At 60.3% G+C, this 21,149-nt stretch carries 19 protein-coding genes and 1 tRNA gene; 11 read left to right on the top strand and 9 right to left on the bottom strand.

Translation table 11 applies throughout. From position 1 onward, the window contains the following. The first annotated feature begins 7 nt into the window (after positions 1-7). Positions 8-1,414 carry a nucleobase:cation symporter-2 family protein gene (locus ACTG20_RS09755; RefSeq protein WP_123172796.1) on the top strand — a complete coding sequence of 469 codons (1,407 nt, stop codon included), beginning with the start codon at positions 8-10 and terminating at the stop codon, positions 1,412-1,414. A gap of 63 nt (positions 1,415-1,477) precedes the next feature. Here the strand turns inward: ACTG20_RS09755 and ACTG20_RS09750 are convergent, their stop codons facing one another. The 3 genes from ACTG20_RS09750 to ACTG20_RS09740 form a co-directional block, all read right to left on the bottom strand. Beyond that, positions 1,478-3,274 carry a M3 family oligoendopeptidase gene (locus ACTG20_RS09750; protein ID WP_194495734.1) on the bottom strand — a complete coding sequence of 599 codons (1,797 nt, stop codon included), beginning with the start codon at positions 3,272-3,274 and terminating at the stop codon, positions 1,478-1,480. A 123-nt stretch (positions 3,275-3,397) separates the two neighbouring features. Further along, entirely contained in the window at positions 3,398-4,318 is a 921-nt protein-coding gene (locus tag ACTG20_RS09745) for a DUF808 domain-containing protein (protein WP_124929122.1), read from the bottom strand. 1 nt (position 4,319) lies between these two features. After that, complete coding sequence (locus ACTG20_RS09740; protein ID WP_021231002.1) at positions 4,320-4,460, bottom strand: hypothetical protein; 141 nt, start codon at positions 4,458-4,460, stop codon at positions 4,320-4,322. 254 nt (positions 4,461-4,714) lie between these two features. Here ACTG20_RS09740 and ACTG20_RS09735 point away from each other — a divergent pair, with 254 nt between their 5' ends. Next, the gene (locus tag ACTG20_RS09735; protein WP_123172793.1) at positions 4,715-5,317 is read left to right on the top strand and encodes a DUF924 family protein; all 603 of its coding nucleotides are present in this window, start codon (positions 4,715-4,717) and stop codon (positions 5,315-5,317) included. 64 nt (positions 5,318-5,381) lie between these two features. On the opposite strand, the gene ACTG20_RS09730 is transcribed toward ACTG20_RS09735, so the two are convergent. The 5 genes from ACTG20_RS09730 to ACTG20_RS09710 all read right to left on the bottom strand — a co-directional run bounded on the left by ACTG20_RS09730 (position 5,382) and on the right by ACTG20_RS09710 (position 10,750). Further along, a complete protein-coding gene (locus ACTG20_RS09730) occupies positions 5,382-7,001 on the bottom strand; it encodes a methyl-accepting chemotaxis protein (protein ID WP_439987607.1) in 1,620 nt (539 codons plus the stop codon). A gap of 104 nt (positions 7,002-7,105) precedes the next feature. Beyond that, positions 7,106-8,365, bottom strand: coding sequence for a dicarboxylate/amino acid:cation symporter (locus tag ACTG20_RS09725; RefSeq protein ID WP_005334018.1), 1,260 nt, complete (start codon positions 8,363-8,365; stop codon positions 7,106-7,108). A gap of 204 nt (positions 8,366-8,569) precedes the next feature. Further along, a complete protein-coding gene (locus ACTG20_RS09720; RefSeq protein ID WP_439987876.1) occupies positions 8,570-9,001 on the bottom strand; it encodes a CC0125/CC1285 family lipoprotein in 432 nt (143 codons plus the stop codon). 216 nt (positions 9,002-9,217) lie between these two features. After that, a tRNA-Pro gene (locus ACTG20_RS09715) sits at positions 9,218-9,294 on the bottom strand. 112 nt (positions 9,295-9,406) lie between these two features. Beyond that, on the bottom strand, positions 9,407-10,750 hold the full coding sequence (locus ACTG20_RS09710) for a dihydroorotase (protein ID WP_439987605.1): 1,344 nt from the start codon (positions 10,748-10,750) through the stop codon (positions 9,407-9,409). An 80-nt stretch (positions 10,751-10,830) separates the two neighbouring features. On the opposite strand from ACTG20_RS09710, the gene ACTG20_RS09705 reads away from it, so the two are divergent. Then, positions 10,831-11,706, top strand: coding sequence for a 6-pyruvoyl trahydropterin synthase family protein (locus ACTG20_RS09705; protein WP_180343116.1), 876 nt, complete (start codon positions 10,831-10,833; stop codon positions 11,704-11,706). A gap of 69 nt (positions 11,707-11,775) precedes the next feature. Here the strand turns inward: ACTG20_RS09705 and ACTG20_RS09700 are convergent, their stop codons facing one another. Further along, the gene (locus tag ACTG20_RS09700; protein WP_439987604.1) at positions 11,776-13,788 is read right to left on the bottom strand and encodes a methyl-accepting chemotaxis protein; all 2,013 of its coding nucleotides are present in this window, start codon (positions 13,786-13,788) and stop codon (positions 11,776-11,778) included. A gap of 252 nt (positions 13,789-14,040) precedes the next feature. On the opposite strand from ACTG20_RS09700, the gene hinT reads away from it, so the two are divergent. From hinT to secD, 8 genes are all read left to right on the top strand, one after another. After that, on the top strand, positions 14,041-14,391 hold the full coding sequence (hinT, locus tag ACTG20_RS09695) for a purine nucleoside phosphoramidase (protein ID WP_021231009.1): 351 nt from the start codon (positions 14,041-14,043) through the stop codon (positions 14,389-14,391). Continuing rightward, entirely contained in the window at positions 14,391-15,827 is a 1,437-nt protein-coding gene (locus ACTG20_RS09690; RefSeq protein ID WP_440007997.1) for a COG3014 family protein, read from the top strand. The genes hinT and ACTG20_RS09690 overlap by 1 nt, the downstream gene beginning before the upstream one ends. A gap of 82 nt (positions 15,828-15,909) precedes the next feature. Further along, positions 15,910-16,308, top strand: coding sequence for a YcfL family protein (locus ACTG20_RS09685; protein ID WP_005334038.1), 399 nt, complete (start codon positions 15,910-15,912; stop codon positions 16,306-16,308). Then, on the top strand, positions 16,308-16,904 hold the full coding sequence (lpoB, locus tag ACTG20_RS09680) for a penicillin-binding protein activator LpoB (RefSeq protein WP_005302153.1): 597 nt from the start codon (positions 16,308-16,310) through the stop codon (positions 16,902-16,904). The genes ACTG20_RS09685 and lpoB overlap by 1 nt, the downstream gene beginning before the upstream one ends. Positions 16,905-16,914: 10 nt before the next feature. Continuing rightward, the gene (locus ACTG20_RS09675; RefSeq protein ID WP_439987603.1) at positions 16,915-17,739 is read left to right on the top strand and encodes a phosphotransferase; all 825 of its coding nucleotides are present in this window, start codon (positions 16,915-16,917) and stop codon (positions 17,737-17,739) included. Between the two features lie 3 nt (positions 17,740-17,742). Beyond that, positions 17,743-18,600 (top strand): DUF6279 family lipoprotein, encoded by an 858-nt coding sequence (locus ACTG20_RS09670; protein ID WP_440007996.1) that lies wholly within the window; start codon positions 17,743-17,745, stop codon positions 18,598-18,600. A gap of 95 nt (positions 18,601-18,695) precedes the next feature. Continuing rightward, positions 18,696-19,130, top strand: coding sequence for a hypothetical protein (locus ACTG20_RS09665; protein WP_081253334.1), 435 nt, complete (start codon positions 18,696-18,698; stop codon positions 19,128-19,130). A gap of 158 nt (positions 19,131-19,288) precedes the next feature. Continuing rightward, positions 19,289-21,091 carry a protein translocase subunit SecD gene (gene secD / locus ACTG20_RS09660; RefSeq protein ID WP_439987602.1) on the top strand — a complete coding sequence of 601 codons (1,803 nt, stop codon included), beginning with the start codon at positions 19,289-19,291 and terminating at the stop codon, positions 21,089-21,091. Positions 21,092-21,149: the final 58 nt, after the last annotated feature.

Genomic DNA, 21,149 nt, shown 5'->3' with positions numbered 1-21,149 from the left:
TCTGTTCATGAACGAGACCAATCCCCCCTCCCCCCGACCGGGTGCGCGCAAGCACCCGGTGGATGAAGTGGAGCGCATGCTCCCCATGGGCCAACTCTTTACCCTGGGCCTGCAACATGTGCTGGTGATGTACGCTGGCGCCGTGGCGGTGCCACTGGTGATTGGCGGCAGTCTGGGGCTGCCCAAGGATCAAATCTCCTACCTCATCAGTTCGGATCTATTCTGCTGCGGCATCGTCACCCTGCTGCAATGTGTCGGGATTGGTCGCTTTGCCGGGATCCGGCTGCCGGTCATCATGTCGGTCACCTTTGCCGCCGTGATGCCCATGCTGGCCATCGGAGCCAACCCGGATCTGGGGCTGACGGGCATCTTCGGCGCCACCATTGCCGCCGGTATCATCTCGACCCTGCTGGTGCCGCTGATAGGTCGGCTGATGCCACTCTTCCCCACCGTCGTCACCGGGGTGGTTATCACCTCCATCGGGATCAGCATCATGCAGGTGGGGATCGACTGGATGGCGGGGGGCAAGGGTAATCCGGAATATGGCAGCCTGCGCTATATCGGCACCAGCTTTCTGGTGCTCGTCTTTATCCTGCTGGTGACCCGCTTCACCAAGGGCTTTTTCAGCAATATCTCGGTGCTGCTGGGGATCATCTTCGGTTTCGTGGTGGCCATCGCCATGGGCGAAGTGAGCCTCGATGGCCTCGGCGAGGCAGCCTGGTTTGCCCCCATAGTGCCCTTCGCCTTCGGCTGGCCCACCTTCGATCCCATCTCCATCGCCACTCTGACGGTGATCATGCTCATCACCTTTATCGAATCCATGGGGATGTTTCTGGCCCTTGGCGACATCGTCGGCCATCCGGCCAGGCGCGGTGATATCGTACGCGGGCTGCGGGTGGATGGCATCGGTACCATTATTGGTGGGATATTCAACAGCTTCCCCCACACCTCCTTCTCCCAGAATATCGGTCTGGTGAGCGTGACCGGGGTATCGAGTCGCTGGGTCTGCGTGATGTCGGGGGGGATCCTGCTCACCTTTGGCCTCATCCCCAAGATGTCGGTGCTGGTCGCCTCCATCCCGCCCTTCGTGCTGGGGGGCGCCGGTATCGTGATGTTCGGTATGGTACTGGCCACCGGCATTCGCATCCTGGCGCGCACCGATTACAACAGCAACCGTCACAACCTCTATATCGTCGCCATCAGTCTCGGAATTGGCATGATCCCGACGGTCTCCGGGAATTTTTTCCAACAACTTCCGGCGCAGCTACAACCGCTTTTTCATAGCGGTATCCTGTTGGCCACCATCAGTTCGGTACTGCTCAACCTCTTCTTCAACGGCTATCAGCCTGATCTGACTCACCAGACCCGTCCTCTGTTCGTTGGTCCCATCAAACCACAGCAAGAGCAGGCATAACAAACAGGCCCCCGGACAGCGAGACTGTCCGGGGGCCTGTTGTTCATATCACCGCTGACCCAATCAGGCAGGCAACTGCGCGAAGCGCTCTACCGCCTGCGCTACCTGTGCCAGACTCCCCTGCCAGAAGGCGGCCTCACGGATATCCTGCCCCAGATGCTTGGCTACCAGCTCTTCGGCGCTCATCCGGCCGGTATCGCGCAGCAAGGCGCGATACGCCTCGGCAATGCCCTCTTCCCCCGCCGCCTTGCGGCTCATCAACTGCTGATAGACCCCGAGGCTGAACAGATAACCGAACAGATAGGGATAGTTGTAAAAGCCCAGCCCCGCGATGGAGAAGTGCGCCTTGGCCGCCCAGAACATCGGGTGATAGCGGGTCAGGCTCCCCTCATACCAGCGTCCCCACGCCTCGTCGGTCAACGCCTTGAGCCGCTCTGCCGACACATAACCCTGCGCCCGCTCGGCCACCAAGGCCTGCTCGAAATCGAAGCGGGCCGGGATATTGACCAGGAAGGTGGCTGCGCCATCGGCCTCGGCCCAAGCGATGGCCAACTGCTCTTCCGGGCTTTGCGCCTGCCCGAACAGGGCGCTGCGCACCAGGGTTTCGGCGAAGATGGAGGCGGTCTCCGCCAGCGTCATGGGGTAGCTGCGCTGACTCATCGGCAGATCGCGGATCACCCAGTTGTGCCAGGCATGACCCAGCTCATGGGCCAGCGTAATGACGTTGTCCATGGTACCGGCATAGGTAACGAAGACCCGCGGTTCGACCGGTTCGGCAAACTTGGTGCAGTAGGCGCCGGTGCGACGATTTGGCGTGGGCGCCGCATCAATCCACCCCTTCTCGGCCATCATGCGGGCAAATGCCCCCATCTCGGGATCGAAACGGCTAAAGGCATCGGCAATCAACTCGATCGCCTCATCAAAAGGAATGTCACGGCTACTGGAAGCTGGCGGCGGCGCAAAGAGATCCTCCGGCCCCAGATCATCGAGACCAAGGCGCTCGGCCATCAGCCCCAAGGCGCGCTGACCCAACCCACGGGCTCGCCAGGTTTCGCTCATCAGGGCATCGAGGGTGGCGCGTTCGATGTGGCTCTGGTGGCAGGAGAGATCCAGCGCATCGAGCACACGGGTTTTGCCGCGCTGACGGGCCAGCTCCAGCCGCCAGCCGTTGATGGCATTGAGGATAGCGGCGACCGTCTCCTGCTCCCCTTCCCAACCGGCGCTGATGGCATCAAAGGCTTCTAAACGCAGCACACGTATCGGGCTGGAGAGCAGATTGCTCGCCTCGGCCAGCCCCATCTCGCGGCCATCAATGGTCAAGCGGATCTTGCCTACCAGATCGTTGTAGAGGTTGCCCCAGGCGTGCAGACCATCGGTGCCCAGACCAATCACCAGCTGCTCCGCCGCCACCGGCAAGCGCTGATCCTGCAAACGACGCTCATGGCCCAAGCGGTACTCCTCCTCGCCGAGCAGCGGATCCGCCATCAGCGCGGCGAATTCCTCTTCCGGCAACGCCAGCATCAGATCTTCCACCGGCGCCAGGATCTTGAACAGATCGGCGTTGAGGGCGCGGGCACGGGACGCCAGCTGTTTGGCCTGCGGATCCCGCGCATCCTGACTGCCGCGGCACGCGGCCAGAATGGCGACGTTCCAGCCGATATGGCGAATATCACGGGCGCGCAGCCGCACTTCCCGCAAAAAATCCAGCAGCGCTGCGTCAGCATCGCGCACCCCGTCCAGACCTGCCATATAGCTGGCCAGCTCTTCCAGCGCGTGGCGGGCGGCGCGCATGTCCGCTTCCAGCTCGGTGCTGTCGAGGCCAGGGTAGATATGGTCGTTATTCCACTGTTGTTGATACATAACTTCTCGCAAAGGCCTTTATCGGGAGGCGTAACAGACCTGCGGGCAGCAAGTCCGAAACCGGGCAACCCGAGGGCCAAAAAATGAAGAGAGGAAAAAAGAGAAAATGGCCCGCAAGCTCGCTTATCCCTTGGCCGGGGCAAGACGGCTCACCAGCGTCATCACGGCAACCAGCAGCAGACCCGCCACCACACCGGCCACGGCGTTGAGCAGCGTCGGCGTCACCGCCGCCAGTACGGCCCCCACAGTGGGCAGGGTGGCGACAACAGCGGCTGCACCTTCAATCAGGTGATGGGCAAAGGGCCAGCCATGCACCAGAATGCCACCGCCCACCATAAACATGGCGATGGTGCCGACCAGTGCCAGCAGGTGCATCAGGCGGGGCGCCGTCACCAGCAGTCCCTGCCCCACCGCGCGGCGCAGGGCGCTGCCATCGGGCTTTTGCAGCAGATGCAGACCGATGTCATCGAGCTTGACGATCAGCCCCACCAACCCGTAGACCCCAATGGTCATCAGCAGGGCGATGCCCGCCACTACCGAGAGCTGCAGCGCGAGGCTTGCTCCCTGTACCGTGCCAAGGGCGATGACGATGATCTCGGCTGAGAGAATAAAATCGGTGCGGATCGCCCCCTTCACCTTCTGTTGCTCGAAGGCCACCAGATCATCGGGAATAGGAGCTGTGTGTGCCTCACCCTCACTCGCTTCATGGGGCAGGAACTTGTGGGCCAGCTTCTCGGCCCCCTCAAAGCAGAGATAGGCGCCCCCCAGCATCAAAAGCGGCGTGATAAGCCAGGGCACCAGGGCACTGATTGCGATGGCGGCGGGCACCAGAATCAGCTTGTTGCGAAATGAGCCCTTGGCCACCGCCCACACCACCGGCAGCTCCCGCTCGGCACGCACCCCGGAAACCTGCTCCGCGTTGAGGGCGAGATCATCCCCCAACACCCCGGCAGTCTTCTTCGCCGCCATCTTGGTCATCAGCGCTACGTCATCAAGCACGCTGGCGATATCATCGAGCAGGGCCAACAAACTGGTTCCAGCCATATCAAAGATCCCTTATATCAGTGAGAAACGTCTTCCCGAAAAATGTCTCGCGCTTGTTCACCACGACCTTGGTCATCAGCGCCACGTCATCAAGCACGCTGGCGATATCGTCGAGCAGGGCCAACAAACTGGTTCCGGCCATATCAAAGATTCCTTATATCAGTGAGAACAACCCCGGGAGAGAGGTGTACGTCCCGATAACCACCAGGGTCAACAGGGCCACCTCATGGCGATCGCAGGCCATCATCGGCCGAGCCAAGAATCCAGCGCTCGCCATCGGGGGGGGGTTACGTCTTTCGGGCAAAAGATGGCACAGTGTAACGAGAAGCCGCCGTTTCGGCAGCACCCCTGAGCCATTTGTTCCTGGTTCCCTCTGAATCACCTCAAGGAGTTCCCATGCAACCCTGGCAACCTCTGCTCGATCTCTGGTTTGGCGACGAAGCCGATGACGTCCTGCGGGCCACACGGCAAGCCCCGCTCTGGTGGGGAAAAAGCAGCGAAACGGATGCCCTGCTTGCCAAGCAATTTGGCGAGCTGGCAGAGGCGGCAGCCGAGGGCTGCCTCGCCCACTGGGCCGATGCTCCCAGCGGTCGGCTGGCGCTGATCCTGCTGCTTGACCAGCTGCCGCGCAATATCCATCGCGGCACGCCTGCAGCCTTTGCCCAGGATCCGCTGGCCAGGGATCTCTGCCTGAAAGGGTTATCCATCGGGGCGGACAAATCCCTCTCGCCACTGGAGCGGGTCTTCTTCTATCTGCCGCTGGAGCATGCCGAATCCCGCGAACAACAAGTCCGAAGTGTGGCCCTGTTCGAGGCACTGGCTGCCGAGCAGGCTGGCACACCGGCGCAAGCGACCTTCGCAGGATTTGCCGACTTTGCCCGCCGCCATCAGGTGATCATCGAACGCTTTGGCCGCTTCCCCCACCGCAACGACATTCTGGGTCGCACCAGCACACCGGAAGAGGCGGCATTTTTGCAGCAACCGGGCTCAGGCTTCTAAGCAAGCCATATAAAAAAATCCCCGCCAGCTGGCGGGGATAGCAGATGGATAACAACCGTCAGCATTACTGAATGCGGTAACGGGATATCTGCTGGTGGATGCTCTCGGTGGTGACATTGAGCTCCTCGGCTGCGGCTGAGGTCTCTTCCGCTGTGCTGCTGGTTTGCTGCACGACCTGAGCAATCTGCTCCACCTGATGAGCGATCGACTCGGCGGCCGAACTCTGCTCGCGGATGGCATTGGTGATCTCGCCCACCTGCTCCATCACCCGGTGCGACGCACTGCGGATCTCGGCAATAATGGCGCCACTCTCGGTCGCCATGGTGACCCCCTGGCTCACCTTCTCCTCCACCAGATGCATGCGGGAGACCGTATTGTTCGACTCCTGCTGGATCGCCTCTACGGTGGCGGAGATCTCCTGGGTGGATTGCGCCGTCCGCTCCGCCAGTTTGCGCACCTCATCCGCCACCACCGCAAAGCCACGGCCGGACTCCCCGGCCCTCGCTGCTTCAATGGCCGCGTTCAAGGCCAGCAAGTTGGTCTGCCCTGCCACATCACGGATCACGTTGACCACACCGCCAATGCGCGAAATGCCCTCACCCAGCGCAATGACCTCGGCCGATGCCTGCCGGATCGAGTCGGCGATCTCGTTGATGGCATGAACGGTGCGCTCGATGGTCCGGCCCCCCTCGGACGCCAGTTGCCCCGATTCGTTGGTGATGCGGCTCGTCTCCTGAGTGCGCTGGGAGATATCTGTGATGCTGACCGTCATCTCTTCCACACCGGCGGCTATCAGACTGGTGGCATCATTGGCCTGATTAGCCGAGCTGGCCAAGTGTTGCGCTGCCTGAGAGAGGGATTCGGCAGTGCTCTTGATCTGCAAGCTGCCGACGGAAAATTCGGTAAATGTCTGCTGCAAGGTATCGAGCAGACGGTTGACCGCATTGAGGGTCAGGCCAATCTCATCCTGCTGTTTCACATCCGCTCTGAGGGTAAAGTTGAGGTCACGCTGGATCCGGGTCAGGGTATCCATGGCGGTGCGAAGGGGATTGGCCACCTGATTGAACAACCAGACAAATAGCCCCATCGTCAGTACGGTGGCACCACCGGCGATCAACAGCAGGGTTTGCAGGCTGTTGTCGTAGTTCTCCTGACCCTGCTTCTTGAGCGCCAGTCCCAAATCCATATTGAAGTTGACGTGAAGCTCGATGGCCTTGGCAAACTGCTTGAACAGTACGTATGCCTCTCCCGCCAGCATGTCTCTGGCTTCATCATTCTTGTTTTGGCGGGAGAGCTGCAGAACCTTGTCTATCTCCTGATAATATTGCGCGACAATACGTTGATCATCGTCAGTCAGGCGCCGATCTTCATCATTGGAGAGCATCTCTGCCTTATATTTGTCGAGCAGCGAATTGATTTGTCCCCGTATCTCGGTGATACCCGTTTCAATCTGCTGCATCTTGCTTGAGTCGGTATTGAGCACATGTGTTTGTACCAGCGAGTGCAATTCATAGAAATCGGCCTGCACTTCCTTAATCAGCGAAATACTGGGCACCGTATTGTCCGTCACATAGCTCAAATCACGGTTGCCTGCCCCAAGGCGATTGATACTGAACCAACTGAGAAAAATGAGCGTCAGCATCACCAACAGCGCTATCAGTTGCAGTCGACGAGCAATATTCATAACCGTACACTCCAGATGGAAACTATCTAGCAGTGTAGACGAGCCATAAACAACAACGGCCCGCATTGGCGGGCCGTTGTTGTTTATTTTTCATGGCTTTGTGATCAGGCTTTGGCTGGCTCACTCTCGCCCAGCGCGACGGTTTCACCCAGACTGTCTTCGGTCTTGGCAACCACGCTGGCGGCGATGGCGTTGCCCAACACGTTGGTGGCAGAGCGGCCCATGTCGAGGAAGTGGTCGATCCCCAGCAGCAGCAGGATGCCCGCTTCCGGAATATGGAACTGGTTCAGGGTAGCGGCAATCACCACCAGAGAGGCGCGCGGTACCCCGGCCATCCCCTTGGAGGTGACCATCAACAGCAACAGCATGGTGATCTGCTGGGCCATGGAGAGCTCGATGCCATACGCCTGGGCGATGAACATCACCGCGAAGGTGCAGTACATCATGGAGCCGTCGAGGTTGAAGGAGTAACCCATCGGCAGCACGAAGCTGGCGATGCGCTTGTCACAACCGAACTTCTCCAGACGATCCAGGGTCTTCGGATAGGCCGCTTCAGAGCTGGCGGTCGAGAAGGCCAACAGGATGGGTTCGCGGATCATCGCCAGCAGCTTGATGACACGGCCACGCAGGAAGACGCTACCCATGGCGATCAGCAGCAGCCAGAGGCAGGCCAGCGCGATGTAGAACTGGGCCATAAAGCTGCCGTAGGTAACCAGAATACCCAGCCCCTCTTTGGCCACCATGGCGGCGATGGCGCCAAACACCGCGAATGGCGCAAAGTTCATCACATAACCGGTCACTTTCAGCATGATCTCGGCAGCGCTGGCCATCAGCACCACTACCGGCTTGGCCAGATCGCCGAGCGCGGCGGCAGCCAGACCGAAGAAGAGGGAGAAGACCACGATCTGCAGGATCTCGTTGGTGGCCATCGCCTCGACCACGCTCTTGGGGATGGCGTGGGTCACAAAATCTTTCAGGGTAATGGCACCGGCAGCAATACCCGAGCTGGCGGTGTCATTGGGCAGGGATAGTGAAAGACCCACACCCGGCTGCATCAGGGTCACCATCACCAGACCCAGGCTCAGGGACATCAGGGAGGCAAGCATGAACCAGCCGAGGGTCTTGGCACCGATACGCCCCACGGTGCGGGTGTCACCCATCTTGGCGATACCGACCACCAGGGTAGTGAAGACCAGGGGAGCGATGATCATCTTGATCAGGCGCAGGAAGATATCGGTCAGGATCGTGATGTTATTGGCGAAATCCGCAGCCTGATCTGCGGCAAACATCCGATAGCCCTGGCCGGTGAGGATGCCAAACATCATGGAGATGAGGATGGCGACCGTCAGTTTATTCATTTTCATGGGGGAGTCCCGGTTTTGATTGGTGCAAGCCGTAAACAGTGGCGTGGGAGCCACTACAGTCCGTTTTTGTGATCCGAGCCGTTGATTCCTGGCGGCTGGTATGCTGGGAGAATGCCTAAAAGCAGGGGGTAAATCTAGAGGCTTTATCCAGAATTTTATCCTGCCATTAGGTGTATGTGATATAGATCTTGCAAACCACCAATATTAATCACTGTTTATTTTGATTTCGGCGAGATATTTCGCATTCAGAGTTCGCTCATCGAGTGCCCGTGGCAACAGGCGAAAAGTGAGCATCGCCGAGATGGTATGCTGCACCTGCATCTGGGCCATAAAGAGATCCGGTTCATCTTCGTCAAAGCCGAAGATCGGCCGTGATGGGGTCACCCTGACGGCATCGCGGTTAATGGTCAGCTCATCGACCTTGAGCCAGGAGTAACCCTCTGCCAGTGCCAGCTCCCCTGCCCGCTTGAGCACATATCTGCGGGCGGTCTCCCTGTCCACCAGATCGTTGCCGACAAACTCCAGCTGCCACTTGTCCGGGCCAAGCCGGGTCTGGGAGAAACCGGTCTGGCCGTTCCAGAATGACTTTTCACTCTCGTAAGAGGTGGCGCAGCCCACCAGCAGCAGGGTGAGCATCAGCAGACAACAGGGTTTAGATACGGATGCAGACACGAGAGGCCTCGCCAGGCAAATGAGCAACAGAGTTGTTACTACACCATAAAGCGCGGTGGCAGCACAATCTGCTCACGCCAGCAGCGACCAGCGTGCATCACCACTGGCTTCACGCCTGTGCGGCGAATCGCAGGCAAAAGAAAAGGCCTTGTCGTTTGACAAGGCCTTTACCGGGGAATTTGGTCGGTGTGAGAGGATTCGAACCTCCGACCCTCTACACCCCATGCAGATGCGCTACCTGGCTGCGCTACACACCGACGGAGTCAGCTCGGCTGACGGGGGCAGAGTTTATGGAGATGACCCTGCCCTGTCAACAGGGAAACGCCGTCAATTCCTCGGCCACGGTGCGTTCGCCTGCTTTACGAACAATCAGCGGTTAAAGGTCAGCCGCTTGCCCAGGATCTGGTCAGTCACCTGCCCGTTTTGCCAGGCGATCTGGCCGTTCACCAGCGTCATCTCCACCGTGCTGTGGAAGCGGTAGCCGTTGAAGGGCGACCAGCCACAGTGGTAGAGGATGTTGTCATCGTTGACCACATAGGGCTTGCCCAGATCCAGCAGCACCAAATCGGCGAAGTAGCCCTCGCGGATATAACCGCGATCCTGCACCTGGAAGCGCTCGGCTACCGCGTGGGAGGTCTTCTTGACGATAGTCTCCAGGGTAAACACGCCGTTGTGGTAGAGCTCCAGCAGCGCCTGCAAAGAGTGCTGCACCAGCGGCACACCAGACGGCGCCTTGAAGTAGCTGTTCTGCTTCTCTTCCCAGGTGTGGGGAGCGTGGTCGGTGGCGATGATATCGAGCACGTCGTTACGTACCGCATCCAGCAGCGCCTGCTGGTCGGCGGCACTCTTCACCGCAGGGTTGCACTTGATCAGGCTGCCCTGGGTCTCGTAATCGGCTTCATTGAAGAAGAGGTGGTGAACACACACCTCGGCGGTGATGTTCTTGTCTTTCAACTCGCTCAGATCGTGGCTGGCGGTAAACAGCGACAGCTCCTTGGCCGAGGTCAGATGCAGCACATGCAGCTTGGCACCGTATTTTTTCGCCAGCGCCACCGCCATGCTGGAGGATTTGTAGCACGCTTCGTCACTGCGAATGCGGCCGTGCTCGCCCATCGGCACATTCTCGCCCCACTTGGCCCGTGCCGCCTCTTCCGCCTTGGCGATGGTCGGGGTGTCTTCGCAGTGGGTGACGATCATCACCGGACTTTCGCGGAAGATGGCCGCCAGGGTCTCCTGATTGTCCACCAGCATGTTGCCGGTCGAGGAGCCCATAAACACCTTGACCCCGCAGGACTGCTTGGGGTCGAGACGCTTGATCTCTTCAAGGTTGTCGTTGGTGGCGCCGAGATAGAAGCTGTAGTTGGCGACGGAGGAGTCGGCGGCGATCTGGTATTTGGCTTCGAGGGCGTCGAGGGTGGTGGTCTGGGGATTGACGTTGGGCATTTCCATGAAACTGGTGGTGCCACCGGCGACGGCGGCGCGGGATTCGCTGGCGATAGTCCCCTTGTGGGTCAATCCCGGCTCCCGGAAGTGGACCTGATCATCGATCATTCCGGGGATGAGATGGCGACCTGCGGCATCGATCACCAGCGCATCGGGCGCCTCGATATCCGGGGCGATGCGGGCAATCCGTTCCCCCTCGATCAACACATCGGAGGCATAGATGCGGCCTTCGTTGACCAGGGTGGCATTCTTGATAAGCAGTTTGTTCATGGGGGGTTCCAGTTCCTTTGCCGATAATCGCGGGTCATAATAGCGCAAAACTGCCCTTTCTCTGTAGCAAGGCCTGACTGATGAAGTTATTTGTAAGAGATTTGACCGTGATCGACTCCAGCTACCTCTGCGAACGCCGCGGCATGGTGGGCGAGAGCTGGCTGGTAGATATCGAAATGAGCGGTGAGCTCAACGAAATGAGCATGCTGCTGGACTTTGGCCGGGTAAAGAAGCTGATCAAGTCGATCATCGATGAAGAGGTGGACCACAAGCTGCTGGTGCCGACCGAGTGCCCGCTGATCCACGTTGAGGCTCTGGATGGTGACGAAAGCACAGTGGATCTGCTGCGCCCGGGTCGCTCCATCCATCTGCGCTGCCCATCCCAGGGCTTTGCCTTTATCCCGGCCCCGCAAGTTGATAAAGAGTCGGTGACCCGCTACCTGCTGGCGGTACTGGCCAAACGGCTGCCGGGCAATATCAAGGATCTCTCCCTGACCCTGCGTCAGGAGGCGATCACCGGAGCCTTCTACCACTACAGCCATGGCCTGAAAAAGCACGATGGCAACTGCCAGCGTATCGCCCACGGCCACCGCTCTCCCATCGAGATCCATGTCGATGGCGAGCGCGACCAGGAGCTTGAGCTCAACTGGGCCGAACGCTGGGGCGATATCTACCTCGGCACCGAGGAGGACAAGGTGGCGCTGACCGAGCTCGCTTTGAGCCCCCGCGCCAATGCCCAGCTTGGCGAGCATCACTGCGGCTTCAAATATGTGGCGCCGCAAGGGCTGTTCCAGCTGGCCATCCCCACCGCCGAGGTGGAGATGATCGACACCGACACCACGGTCGAGCTGCTGGCCTGCTATATCGCCCGCGAAGTGAAGAAGATGGTGGGCGACAAGTTCGTCAAGATTGTCGCTTATGAAGGGGTCGGCAAGGGCGCAATCGCCTACGCATAAGCGCTCAGCTAATCGCATTAACAACAAGGCCCCGCAGATACGGGGCCTTGTTGTTTCAACTTTCGACCATCAGGCGCTGAGGCGGAAGCGCTTGACCAGGCTCTCCTGCTGCTCGGCAAGGGAGTCCAGCTGCTGGCTGGTCTCGGCTACCCGCTCAATCCCCTGATAGTTGAGATCCGAGATATCGGAGATGCGGTTGAGGTTGGTGGCGATATCGGCGCTGGTGGCCTGCTGCTGCTCGGCGGCAGAGGCGATCTGGCTCGACATGTCGCTGATCAGCACCACAATTCCCTGCACCTCCTCCATGGCGTTGTTGGCGTGAGAGCTCTGATCCACGCAGCTGTCCATCTCGCGAGAGCACTCCTGCATTACGGTCACCGCCTTGGCAACCCCCTGCTGCAGGTTCTCGATCATGGTCTGGATCTCGCTGGTGGACTGGGCGGTACGCCCCGCCAGACTGCGCACCTCATCGGCCACCACCGCAAAACCGCGCCCCTGCTCGCCGGCCCGCGCCGCTTCGATGGCGGCGTTGAGGGCCAGCAGGTTGGTCTGCTCGGCGATGCCGCGAATGACATCGAGGATGTTGCCGATCTGGCTGCTCATGGCGCTCACATCACCAATCACCTTGCCGGTCTGTTGCAGCTTGCCCGCCAGTTGATGAGTGGTGGTGATATTGCCTGCCATCACCTTGCGTCCCATCTCGGAGGCCTTCTCCACATCCTGCACCCGCTCCAGTGTCTGGTTGGCAGCCTGCGCCACCTCCCGCACCGAGGCCTCCATCTGGGTCATGGCGGCGGCGACCGAGGCGGTCTCCTGCCGCTGTTTCTCCAGATCCGCCCGCACTGATTCGGTGGTGTGGCGATTGCCGTGGGCGGCATCGTTAAGCTGGGCCGACGCTTGTGAAAGCTGCGCCAGCACCTCCCCCATCTGGGCAATCAGCAGGTTGATCTGGCTGCCCAGCTGACCAAATTCGTTCTTGCTCTGAAAACCGATGCGCTGGGTCATGTCGCCCTGAGTCACTTCAGTCAGCACCCGCAGCAGTTCCCTGAGCGGACGGCGAATGGCCTTGCCCAGGGTATAAGCCACCAGCATGGCGATCAGGATGGCGACTACGATGCTGGTTCCCTGGGTCAGGGTGCTCTGGCTCTGTGTGGCTTTGGCGTGCTGAATGCTTTGGCTCATCAGCTGCTGACTCTGGCCGGTGATCCGCTCAAGCCGGTTCTGGATCTCGACGATGAGAGCGCTCGCCTGCTTGCTCTTCTCCCGCATCTGTTCCTGCTGCTTCATCAGCGCCAGATACTGGGAGAGCACGCCTTCGGTTGCGGTGGTGTCGCGCACAAAGCCGTGAACATAGTGGCCCATGTCGTTCTCGAAGTTCTTCAGCTCCCCCTGGAGATCCTTGATGGTGCTGTTGAACCCCTCGATCTGCATCTTGTTGCGCTTGAGCGCCCCTTCGATGGGAGCCGGAATAGTCTGGTTGAGGGCATCCATGGTGGAGAGTTCGATGGCGGATAGCTTGGTGGTCAGGGTCTCGGAGAGCATCTTGATGAAGCTGTCGTCGATGGTGACCATCATGTCACCCAGACTCTTCTTGAACTGGGGCAGACTGACCTGAAACTGCCCCTTGGCCAGATTGACCTTGTGCAGTCGGGTGAGCAGCGCCTCGTGTTCGCCGGGCAGGGTATCGGTCAGTTGCAGGTAGCTGCCGACCTGCTGGCTGAGGCTGCTCATCTCCCCTTGCAGTTCGGGGTGATGGGCCACCTGCTGGCGCAAGACGTCAAGGCTCTTGCCCACCGCAGCCTTGGCCTGTTTCAGTTCGGCCACTTCGGCCGGCAGCTGTTTGGGATCCTGCTCGGTGAGCACATCCCCCAGCCACTTGTTGGCGCTGAGCAGGGTGATCTGGGTCTGGCTGCTGGCAATCACCAGCGGCATCGACTGCTGGGTAACCTGCTCCAGTGCGTTCCCCAGGGTCTCCTGACTACGAAATGTGAGCAGTGAACTGGCCACCATCACGGCCACCAGGATCGCGAAGCCAAGGTAGACTCGCTGCAAGATGGAGAGATCCGACATTGTTTGTTTCATTATTGTCCCGCTGTATATGCAAAAGTCCCTTGCCTGAGTACCCCGTCCTTTTGATACCCTGCAGACCACCCTGAACAGGCGCTGCAGATGACGTCCCTCTGGCTATCGGTATTTTTAACAATAACTGAAGGGAATGGGACATCAGCTGTGTCAAATGTCGGCTTGTGTCACACTTGGCGTGCTGCTCGCCCCCCTTTCGGGAGCCGCTTGGGGTTCTAGTTCAATTTTCTGTTTCATATAAGGGAGTTAGCCATGGCGCAAGAAACCATTTTCAGCAAAATCATCCGTAAAGAGATCCCCGCCGACATCCTTTATCAAGACGATCTGGTCACCGCATTCCGGGATATACAGCCCAAGGCCAAGACCCATATTCTGATCATCCCCAATGTACTGATCCCCACCGTCAATGACGTGGAAGCCGAACATGAACTGGCCCTTGGCCGGATGTTCACCGTGGCCCGCAAACTGGCCAGCGAGGCGGGCATCGCCGAAGATGGCTACCGCCTCATCATGAACTGCAACCGCCACGGCGGGCAGGAGGTCTACCACATCCACATGCATCTGGTCGGTGGCCAGCCGCTGGGACCGCTGCTCAGCCTGTAATGAATCGCAACGCCTCAACCTGCCGCAGCGCCCTGTTGCTCTGCGGCGCCCTGCTGTTGCTGGGAGGCTGCGCCTCCCGCTGGCAGGATATGTTCGTCTCCTACTCCGATCAGATGGTGCCCCTGCGCAACCAGCTGCTGCTGGGCCATGCCGCCGAGGCACTGCCCGAAGTGCGCGACTCCACCCTGGGGGATGACACCTTTGTGCTGGATCGGCTCGAACAGGGGCGCATTGCCTGGCTGGCGGGTCAGGATGCGGGCAGCAAGCAGGCGTTCACCGCCGCCGACAGTCGCCTTCAATGGGAAGACAATCAGGCAGAATACCGGCTGAGCCACGGTCTGGATCAGGTGGGCAGCCTGCTCACCAACGACCAGTCGATGGCCTACCTCACCCCCGATTACGAACGCACCATGCTGCATCACTATCTGGCCCTCAACTACCTGCAACGGGGAGATGCCGATGGTGCCCTGGTGGAGGTGCGCCGGGCCAATCAGGTGCAGGAGCAGGCCCTGAAACGGCGAGCCGATGAGGTGCGCAAGGCGAAGGATGAGAGCGAAGAGGCCGAAGCAGAAGACGAGATGCGCCAGCTGATGTCGCGCGGCGCACCGGATCTCGACCGGTTGATCGGCAAGGTCAAAAACGGTTTTCAGAACGCCTACACCTTCTATTTTTCCGCCGTGCTCTATGAGGCGACCGGGGATCTCAACGATGCCTGGGTCGACTATCAGCGCGGCTACCAGATAGCGCCGGACAACCGCAGCCTGCAAGATGCCTTGCTGCGTCTGGCGCAGCTGCGTGGCGCGCCGGACGAGATCCGCGAGACCGAGAAAAAGATAGGCCGCAAAGCGCCGCCGCTTGCAAAAGATCAAGGCCAACTGGTGGTGCTGTTTGAAGATGGTTTGATCCCGGCACGGCGCGAACTGTTCCTGCCGCTCCCCATCTCCACCTCCCGCGGCGATTTTCGCACCTTTACCGTCGCCATCCCCTATTACGATAATCGGGCCAGCGACACCGGCCCGCTGACGGTGGAAGTCGGCAAGCGGGCCTGGCAGACCAGCGAGCTGGTCAGGCTGGAAGCGCTGGCCGCCAAAGATCTGCAGGAGCGGCTGCCCGGCATACTGACCCGCCAGGCGCTGCGACTGGTGGCCAAGGAGCAGATGCGCCGCACCGCCGCCAAAGAGGGAGGGGATGTGGGCAATATTCTGGTGGGGATCTTCAACACCCTCTCCGAGCGGGCCGATACCCGCAGTTGGCTGACGCTGCCCGCTCAGGCATCGAGCTGGCAGGGAATGGTGCCGGCAGGTGACATCAATCTCATCTTGGGCGCGGGGGCAGCCCAGCGGCAATTACCGCTCACCATCCACAAGGGACGCACCACCCTGGTCTGGGTACAGCGCCTCGGCGCCGGTCTGACCACCCGGGTGATGCCGCTCTGAGCAGATGGCGAAGATAGATGAGCAAGACAATTAACCGGGCAGGCTCACACGCGGCCCCACTCACCCGATTAAGGAGAGCAAGATGAAAGCATACGGGTTGGCCCTCGGGCTCGCGCTGCTGCTGACCGGCTGCGCCACCAACACCTCCGGCGTGGCGCTCTATGGCCCCGCGGGCGGTGCTCCCACGCTGGAGCAGCATCAAAACGTCAACGTCACCCTGACCGAGCTGAGCCGCCGCCAGCAAAATGGCCTGCTGCAGGTCAATGTGGCCGCCGCCAGCACCCAGCGCGGCGATAACAAGCTGCAATATATCTTCTATTGGTATGATGAGGCCGGTCAGGAGGTCGCCAGCGATGGCCGCGGCTGGACCCCCATCAAGCTGCATGGCTATCAGACCCGCACCCTCTCGGCCCTGGCGCCCAGCCCGGCGGCGCAGGGTTACCGGATTTACGTACGCGAAGTGATTGAGGAATCCTACTGATGAAAATGAATCATGCCCTGCTGATATTGACCGGCGCCTTGCTCTTGGGCGGCTGCTCCAGCACCACCGTCAGCTATGGCGATCCCACTGAAACCGAAACCGTCACCGTCGATTACGGCTCAAGCGACCTGCAGGCCATCGCCGACAAGATGGCGGACTCCATGCTCGCCTCCCCCGCCACCAGCGAGATCACCGCAGGCGGTCGTCCGGTGATGTTTATGGACTCTATCCGCAACAAGACCTCCGAGCACATCGATACCGAAGCTATCACCGACACCATCCGCACTAAGTTGCTGCGGGCCGGCAAGTTCCGCTTCGTCGACATGAGCAAGGTGGCCGCCGTCAAGCAGCAGCTCGAATACCAGCAGAGCAGCGGCATGGTGGATCCTGCCTCCATGGTGCGTCTGGGCAAGCAGACCGGTGCCCGCTACATGGTCTATGGCAACCTCGCCAGCATCGTCAAAGACAATGGCAAGGTGAAGGATGTCTACTACCAGATGACCATGAACCTGATGGACCTGCAAAACGGCGAACTGCTGTGGGCCGATCAGAAAGAGATCCGCAAACAGGCGAAGAAATCCACCTTTGGCTGGTAACAGGCTCCCGATGACAGGCAACTGTGATCCGCTGCTGGCCAGCCTACCCGCCCCCTGGCGGGAGGGGCAGTTGGAGCCACTCGGGTTAGGCCTGACCAACTGCAACTATCGACTGCGCCTCCCCTCGGGGCGCAGTTACTTTTTGCGTCAGGGCCACCCCGACCCGGTGCACCTTGGTATCGACCGTCCCACCGAGTGGCAGCTTTATCAGGGGGCGATGGGCGAAGGGTTGGCACTGTCTTGCCACTATGGCGATCCCACCAGCGGTCTGATGCTGCTCGAATGGTGCGATGAGCCAAACTGGGTACACGCGGCGCCACTGGAAGCCGATCAGCCCCGTCTGCTGGCTGAGGTGCTGCGCAAGCTCCATCGCCTGCCGCTGCCTGCGGTGGTGATGGCGGTCCGAGCCCACGCCGCAGGCTATCGCGCCCGACTGGCCCGCATTCCCTCCTGGCTGCCTGCACTGGAGCGGAGCTTGCTCGCCAGCAGTGAGCCAAATGATTGCTGGCGCCCTTGCCACCATGATCTCAATCCGGCTAACTTGTTGGGAAGCAAGCCCTGGGTCATCGACTGGGAGTATGGCGCGGCAGGTCACCCCGGCTTTGAGCTCGCCAGCATCCAGCGCACCCATGAGTGGCCCGCCGAGCGGCGCGACGAGCTGGAAGCGCACTATCTGCAGGCTGTGCCGCGCCACCAGTGGCCCGATTTTCAGAGCGAGGCATTTTTACCCTGGGTCGATTATATCGGCCTGCTCTGGGCCCTGCTGATGGCAGAGCAACAGCCCTCACTCGACTATGACATCCTGATCGCCATCAACCGGCAACGACTGGAGTAACAGATGATAAACAAGGTGCGCTGGCACAAGCCGAAAACCTGGGGTCTGCTGCTGATCGGCCTGCTGCTGACCGGTTGCTCCACCCGGGTGATCTACTACTGGCTCGATACCGCCATCATCTGGCAGCTTGACGACTATTTCGTCCTCACCTCCCCCCAGAAGGATCTGCTGAGCCAGGAGGTAAAGGGATTGATGGCCTGGCACCGCCAGCATGAGCTGCCCCGCTACGCCAATGATCTCGATACCCTCGCCAAAGCGGTAGCCAGCCCCATGACGCCGGAGCAGATCTCGACCAACCTCGATGCGGTGCAGCAGAGCCTCACCCGCACCCTGCAAAACGCCATTCCCCGCACCGTCAGGATCGCACGGACCCTGAGCGATGAGCAGGTCGCCCGCTTTATGGCCGATCGCCTCAAACGCCAGCAAGAGCGCCAGCAGGAGTTTGCGAGCGAGCCCAAAGAGCAGATGCTGGCGGAGTTTCGCGACAAGATGAACAAGCGGCTCGAGTTCTGGATTGGCGAGGTGAAACCGGCACAGGCGCCACTGGTGGCCCAGTGGGCCGAATGGCAATACGAGCTGATGCCCCCCTGGCTCGAGTTTCAGGAGTCCTGGACCCAGGAGCTGGACAGGTTGATGAAGCAGCGCCAGAGTCCCGACTTTACCCGCGAGCTGACTGACCTGCTGGCCGAGGGGGATGGGCTGATGGATGGCCGCTTTACCGGCTATACCGAGCAGTCGCGCCAACGTACCGTCAACTGGCTGAGCGCCATGAGCCAGTCGCTGGATATCTCTCAGCGGGCCCATCTCTACTCCCTGCTCAAGGGTTATGCACGCGACTTCAAGCAGATGAGCGGCAGCTGACGAGCGGCACCGAATGGTGCCATGCGCCCGGGACAACCTTGTTCAAACCGGGCGCTTATGGTAGTTTGCCCTTCCTATTTATCGGGAATTAACTTTTGCGCCTTATCGACAAAGTAAAACTGGTGCTGGTAACTCTGGTTATCGCCCTCACCCTGCTTTGTTCCATCGCCCGAATGGAAGGCCCGCTGCTACCCGCATCTCCCCAGAGTGAACAGCAGCAGACTCAGGTGTTCAATCAGCTTAGCGACAGCGATGATGGCATCATCAAGTTTGTCGGCAGCCATCAGAATCACCTGCTGCGTCTCGAACAATCCCTGCGCAGTGACAACCAGCCCAAGAGTGTGGTCTACGAGCTGATCCAGAGTTGGTCGGCCCAGGCCATCCTGCTGTTGCTGCTCGGCTGGCTGATGCTGGCACCCGAGCTCTATCACAAACAGAGTTTTCGCGAGCGCTTTGGCGCGATCCACCGGCGCCATCTACAGCGCCAACATCTGCAATACCGCTTCACCCAGAGCTATCTGAGCGCCTGACCCCGGAGGGGCTGGCACATCCACTGTTTGCTCATCTCCTCTTACTGACGGATCCGGCGGCTACCTGATCCGCATCTGATGCATCCCATTTTTTGCGCCTTGCCGAGCCTTGTTGCTATCGGCCCGGGCACCATTCTCCTGACAGAGGCTTGTTTGCCATGAGAAAGAGCAATCGCACCGTTCTCAACCGCATGAGCAAGTGGCAGTACGCACTGCTGCTGTTGATGCTGTTGACCTTTACCTTTTACTCCCTGCCCACCTTTTTCGGTGAGCAGCCCTCCCTCGGCCTGCACGGACAGCAGCGCCTGACGGCTCAGCAGCAGATGTTGCTGAGCGACAAACACCTGACCCCGATCAAGGTCATTGAGCAACCTGAGCGGGTCGAGCTGGTCTTTGCCAGCCAGGGCGAACAACAGCGCGCCAAGCAGTTGCTGGAGCTGCAAGGGGTCGACAGTGCCGCCCTGACCCTGGAGTTTCACTCCAACGCGCCGGCCTGGATCACCCGCCTCGGCGCCGACCCCATCAAGCTGGGGCTCGACCTGCGTGGCGGCTCCCAGCTGCTGATCGGGGTGGATGTGGACTTTGTCATCGACAATCAGACCAAGAATCTGGTGGACACCCTGCGCACCCGTTTCCGTGAAGCCAACCTGCGCGGCGCCAGCGTCACGCGCAGCGCACAGGGCGCCGTAGCCGTCACCCTGCCGGAGGTGGCCGAACAGGAGAGCTGGCTCGCCATCATCAAGGAGAGTGCCGGTACCCGTCAGGATCAGTGGAAGCTGACCCGCTCCGGCAATGATCTGAAACTGGTGCTGAGCGAGGCGGAGCGTACCCTGCTGGTCAACAACGCCGTGACCCAGAACCTGTCGATCCTGAAAAAACGGATCAACGAGCTCGGCATCGTCGAAGCCTCGGTGGTGCGTCAGGGGCAGGATGGTATCCGTATCGAACTGCCCGGGGTACATAACCCCAAGCAGGCGAAAGAGGTGATCGGCGCCACCGCCTCGCTGGCCTTCTACGAGGCCAAAGCCGACAGCCACTTCTATATCGCCGATCGCAACGGTCAGGCCGTCGGCATGGCGCGCAAGCCGGTACTCACCGGCGAGCACATCGTCGATGCCCGCGCCAACATGGGCGAGATGGGTCAACCCCAGGTCAATATCGTGCTCGATACCCTGGGTGGCAGCAAGATGAACCAGTTCAGCCGCCAGCATGTGGGCAAGCCGATGGCGACCGTCTTCACCGAGTACAAAACCAACGCCCAGGGCAAACTGCGCGCCCAGAGCGAGGTGATCAACGTCGCCACCATCCAGACCGCCCTTGGCAACCAGTTCCGCATCACCGGCATTGGCAGTCTGCCGGAAGCGCAAGAGCTGGCCATGCTGCTGCGTGCCGGCGCCCTCACCGCCCCGCTCAAGATCCTGGAAGAACGTAGTATTGGCCCGACGCTGGGGATGCAGAATATCGAGGCGGGCTTCACCGCGCTGGCCTTCGGCATGGCAGGCATGATGCTGTTCATGATGGCCTGGTACCGCAAATTCGGCTGGGTTGCCATCACGGCGCTGGTTGCCAACCTGTTGATGCAGGTCGGCATGCTGGCGGTGCTACCGGGCGCCGTGCTGACCCTGCCGGGGATCGCCGGTCTGGTGCTGACGGTGGGCATGGCGGTGGATACCCATGTGCTGATCTTCGAGCGGATCAGGGACCGTCTGCGAGAAGGGGGCTCACTGGCCAACGCCATCGACTTTGGCTATCGCTCGGCCTTCCACACCATTTTCGATGCCAACATCACTACGCTCATCTGCGCTGTGGTGCTCTACTCCATCGGCTCCGGGCCGCTGCAGGGCTTCTCCATCACCCTCATTCTGGGTCTGCTCTCCAGCATGATCACCGGGATCTGGGGGACGCGCGCCATCATCAACCCCCTCTGGGGACGCAGCAGCGAGCGCACGCTGAAGGTGTAACGAGACAGCAGTCCTTCTGATGAGCGGCTTTGGCTGCGCCATCGGCCATGGATATGGC

Source organism: Aeromonas sp. 84A (genome assembly GCF_051919345.1).
In the GTDB taxonomy this organism is placed as follows: domain Bacteria; phylum Pseudomonadota; class Gammaproteobacteria; order Enterobacterales; family Aeromonadaceae; genus Aeromonas; species Aeromonas veronii.
Note: the sequence above shows the minus strand (reverse complement) of the source record. Positions and strands in the feature narration are given on the sequence as shown.

What these genes read in the sequence shown, in the direction of transcription:
- secD (WP_439987602.1), top strand. Translation starts at nt 19,289, where the DNA reads ATGAGAAAGAGCAATCGCACCGTTCTCAACCGCATGAGCAAGTGGCAG.
- ACTG20_RS09670 (WP_440007996.1), top strand. Translation starts at nt 17,743, where the DNA reads ATGATAAACAAGGTGCGCTGGCACAAGCCGAAAACCTGGGGTCTGCTG.
- ACTG20_RS09690 (WP_440007997.1), top strand. Translation starts at nt 14,391, where the DNA reads ATGAATCGCAACGCCTCAACCTGCCGCAGCGCCCTGTTGCTCTGCGGC.
- ACTG20_RS09700 (WP_439987604.1), bottom strand. Translation starts at nt 13,788, where the DNA reads ATGAAACAAACAATGTCGGATCTCTCCATCTTGCAGCGAGTCTACCTT.
- ACTG20_RS09685 (WP_005334038.1), top strand. Translation starts at nt 15,910, where the DNA reads ATGAAAGCATACGGGTTGGCCCTCGGGCTCGCGCTGCTGCTGACCGGC.
- ACTG20_RS09725 (WP_005334018.1), bottom strand. Translation starts at nt 8,365, where the DNA reads ATGAAAATGAATAAACTGACGGTCGCCATCCTCATCTCCATGATGTTT.
- ACTG20_RS09740 (WP_021231002.1), bottom strand. Translation starts at nt 4,460, where the DNA reads ATGGCCGGAACCAGTTTGTTGGCCCTGCTCGACGATATCGCCAGCGTG.
- ACTG20_RS09720 (WP_439987876.1), bottom strand. Translation starts at nt 9,001, where the DNA reads ATGCTCACCCTGCTGCTGGTGGGCTGCGCCACCTCTTACGAGAGTGAA.
- ACTG20_RS09735 (WP_123172793.1), top strand. Translation starts at nt 4,715, where the DNA reads ATGCAACCCTGGCAACCTCTGCTCGATCTCTGGTTTGGCGACGAAGCC.
- ACTG20_RS09705 (WP_180343116.1), top strand. Translation starts at nt 10,831, where the DNA reads ATGAAGTTATTTGTAAGAGATTTGACCGTGATCGACTCCAGCTACCTC.
- ACTG20_RS09730 (WP_439987607.1), bottom strand. Translation starts at nt 7,001, where the DNA reads ATGAATATTGCTCGTCGACTGCAACTGATAGCGCTGTTGGTGATGCTG.
- ACTG20_RS09710 (WP_439987605.1), bottom strand. Translation starts at nt 10,750, where the DNA reads ATGAACAAACTGCTTATCAAGAATGCCACCCTGGTCAACGAAGGCCGC.
- ACTG20_RS09750 (WP_194495734.1), bottom strand. Translation starts at nt 3,274, where the DNA reads ATGTATCAACAACAGTGGAATAACGACCATATCTACCCTGGCCTCGAC.
- ACTG20_RS09755 (WP_123172796.1), top strand. Translation starts at nt 8, where the DNA reads ATGAACGAGACCAATCCCCCCTCCCCCCGACCGGGTGCGCGCAAGCAC.
- ACTG20_RS09745 (WP_124929122.1), bottom strand. Translation starts at nt 4,318, where the DNA reads ATGGCTGGAACCAGTTTGTTGGCCCTGCTCGATGATATCGCCAGCGTG.
- hinT (WP_021231009.1), top strand. Translation starts at nt 14,041, where the DNA reads ATGGCGCAAGAAACCATTTTCAGCAAAATCATCCGTAAAGAGATCCCC.
- lpoB (WP_005302153.1), top strand. Translation starts at nt 16,308, where the DNA reads ATGAAAATGAATCATGCCCTGCTGATATTGACCGGCGCCTTGCTCTTG.
- ACTG20_RS09675 (WP_439987603.1), top strand. Translation starts at nt 16,915, where the DNA reads ATGACAGGCAACTGTGATCCGCTGCTGGCCAGCCTACCCGCCCCCTGG.